Origin of the sequence: Mesorhizobium sp. M7A.F.Ca.CA.004.12.1.1 (genome assembly GCF_003997835.1) — a bacterium.
Classification (GTDB): Bacteria; Pseudomonadota; Alphaproteobacteria; order Rhizobiales; family Rhizobiaceae; genus Mesorhizobium.
Genome location: NZ_RZRK01000907.1, coordinates 1 through 2,336 on the forward strand (window position 1 = coordinate 1; position 2,336 = coordinate 2,336).

The following is a 2,336-nucleotide window of genomic DNA, read 5'->3' on the forward strand; positions in this document are numbered from 1 at the left end:
CCTCCAGCGTCTTCAGGCCCGGGGCGAAAGGCTCCCATTCGTCGTGGCCGAAATAGGCGTGGCGGGCACCGGTGGCGAGCACCAGCGTGTCGTAGGCGACCGCGCTGCCGTCATCGAGCAGCACGCGCTTGCCGGCGCGGTCGACACCGGCGACATTGGCGAGCAGGGTCGTCACATCCTTGCGCTTGCGCAGGAGGTGGCGGATCGGCCAGGCAACCTCGGAGGTGGCCAGCGCCGTCGTCGCCACCTGATAGAGCAGCGGCTGGAAGAGGTGATGGTTGCGCTTGTCGATCATGGTGATACGCACCGGAGCGCCAGCAAGTGCACGGGTGAACTCGAGACCGCCGAAACCCGCGCCGACAACGACGACATGATGCCTGGCTTCATTCATTTCGTTCACCCCGATGGCAAGATTGGCTGTCCTGGATGTAGGTATTTTTGTGCAATGCAACAACAGATGGACGGTGCCCGAGACTCGTCGTTCCATGTCGTGAATGCACATGTTGTATCGTATCGCGAGGTATAGCGTCATCGAACACGCGATGAGGTGAGGCATGGCCAACGATCGTGACGACGATGCTCCGGCGCAGTATTCTTCGCCGCCCTGTTTCATGCACGAGCTCGATCCGGAATTCCGTGCGCCTTCGAGCGACTGGATCGATGTGAGACGCTGGCGCAAGGCCGAACGCGAACGGCTGATCGCTGCGCGTCTCGCCGTTTCGGCCGACGCGCGAGCGGTAATGTCGCAACGCATCGCCGATGGCCTCGACGCGATCATCGGCGAGATCGCCGGGCGCATGGTCAGTCTCTACTGGCCGTTTCGCGGCGAGCCGGATTTGCGGCCTTGGATGGCGTCCATAAACGAACGCGGCGGCCGCACCGCCCTGCCCATCGTCATCGACAAGGGGCACCCGCTGATCTTCCGCGCCTACAAAGCGGGCGACCGGCTGGAGAAAGGTGTCTGGAACATCCCGATCCCGGCCGAGGGCGATCCGGTGCTGCCGGACATCGTCATCTCGCCGATCGTCGGCATCGATCCCCAGAACTACCGCCTGGGTTATGGCGGCGGCTTCTTCGACCGCACGCTGGCAGCGATGCCGTTCAAGCCGCTGGTCATCGGCGTCGGCTACGAGCTGCAACGCATCGCGACCATCTACCCGCAGCCGCACGATATCCCGATGGATCGGGTGGTAACGGAGGCCAGCTAGTCCAGGCTGTGCTGAGATTCAGGTCAGGCCGAGTCGAAAATGGTCGCTTCCGAGAACGGGAGCGGAGCGTACTTTTCGTACGCGAGCACCGGAAGCGCAGGGAGCTACCATTTGCAGGCCGGCATCACCTGAATATCAACGCAGCCTAGGCCATTTCCGGCTTCATGCCCATGGCGGTCCTGTCGACGATTTCGCGTAGCGCAAAGGACGAATTGATTTTGGTCACATGCGGCATTGCCGACAGCCATTCCTTGTGGATGCGCTCATAGTCGACGAGATCCTTCGCCGCGATCCGCAGGATGTAGTCGTACTCGCCCGACATCAGGTGACAGGACAGCACGTTCGGGCAGCGTTTGATCGCCGCCTCGAAATCCGAAAGCGTCTTCTCGAACTGTCCCGACAGCGATATGTGCACGATCGCCGTCATCTGGTGGCCGAGTGCTGCATTGGAAAGCCGGGCATGATAGCCGCGGATGGTTCCGGATTTCTCCAGATTGTCGAGCCGGCGCGAACAGGCCGACTGCGACAGGCCGACCTTCTCGGCCAGTGCCGCATTGGGTATCCTGCCATCCTTCTGCAAAGCCTCGAGAATGGCGATATCAATCCTGTCGAGCCGCATTTTTCGTGAATCCTGCGAATATCCAGCTATTTCGCGCAACGATTATCGAAACCTGCCGGTTGGCGCAAGCGCATTCGCAAACACCTGCGCAACGATTCGTGGTTCACTCCATCCATACAGGGAACGAGCCCAAAGGGCCGGATCAGGAGAAGAAAATGCGCGTCGGCTGCCCCAAGGAAATCAAGAACCACGAATACCGCGTCGGCCTCACCCCCGGCTCGGTCCGCGAATATGTCGCCCATGGCCACGAAGTGCTGGTTGAGACCGGGGCCGGTGCCGGCATCGGCGCCGATGACAACGCCTATCGCGCCGCCGGCGCCACGATTGCCAAGACGGCCGCCGAGGTGTTCGCCAGGTCGGACATGATCGTCAAGGTCAAGGAGCCGCAGCCCAGCGAATGGGCGCAGCTTCGCGAAGGCCAGATCCTGTACACCTACCTTCACCTTGCTCCGGATCCGGAGCAGACCAAAGGCCTGCTTGCGTCCGGCGTGACGGCAATCGCCTACGAG

The 2,336-nt window shown here is 61.8% G+C and carries 3 protein-coding genes and 1 pseudogene; 2 read left to right on the top strand and 2 right to left on the bottom strand.

Going from position 1 to position 2,336, the window contains the following annotated elements; genetic code table 11:
• Positions 1-391 (bottom strand): FAD-dependent oxidoreductase (locus tag EN984_RS31530; protein ID WP_164765787.1); only part of this gene is annotated, 391 nt, incomplete at its 3' end.
• A 163-nt stretch (positions 392-554) separates the two neighbouring features.
• Here EN984_RS31530 and EN984_RS31535 point away from each other — a divergent pair.
• Positions 555-1,208 carry a 5-formyltetrahydrofolate cyclo-ligase gene (locus EN984_RS31535; RefSeq protein ID WP_127269075.1) on the top strand — a complete coding sequence of 218 codons (654 nt, stop codon included), beginning with the start codon at positions 555-557 and terminating at the stop codon, positions 1,206-1,208.
• 145 nt (positions 1,209-1,353) lie between these two features.
• On the opposite strand, the gene EN984_RS31540 is transcribed toward EN984_RS31535, so the two are convergent.
• On the bottom strand, positions 1,354-1,827 hold the full coding sequence (locus EN984_RS31540; protein ID WP_127269076.1) for an Lrp/AsnC family transcriptional regulator: 474 nt from the start codon (positions 1,825-1,827) through the stop codon (positions 1,354-1,356).
• Positions 1,828-1,982: 155 nt separating this feature from the next.
• Here EN984_RS31540 and EN984_RS31545 point away from each other — a divergent pair.
• Positions 1,983-2,336 (top strand): annotated as a pseudogene (locus EN984_RS31545) (alanine dehydrogenase); the annotation flags it as partial.

Coding starts and splice junctions, on each gene's coding strand:
- EN984_RS31540 (WP_127269076.1), bottom strand. CDS start 1,827: ATGCGGCTCGACAGGATTGATATCGCCATTCTCGAGGCTTTGCAGAAG.
- EN984_RS31535 (WP_127269075.1), top strand. CDS start 555: ATGGCCAACGATCGTGACGACGATGCTCCGGCGCAGTATTCTTCGCCG.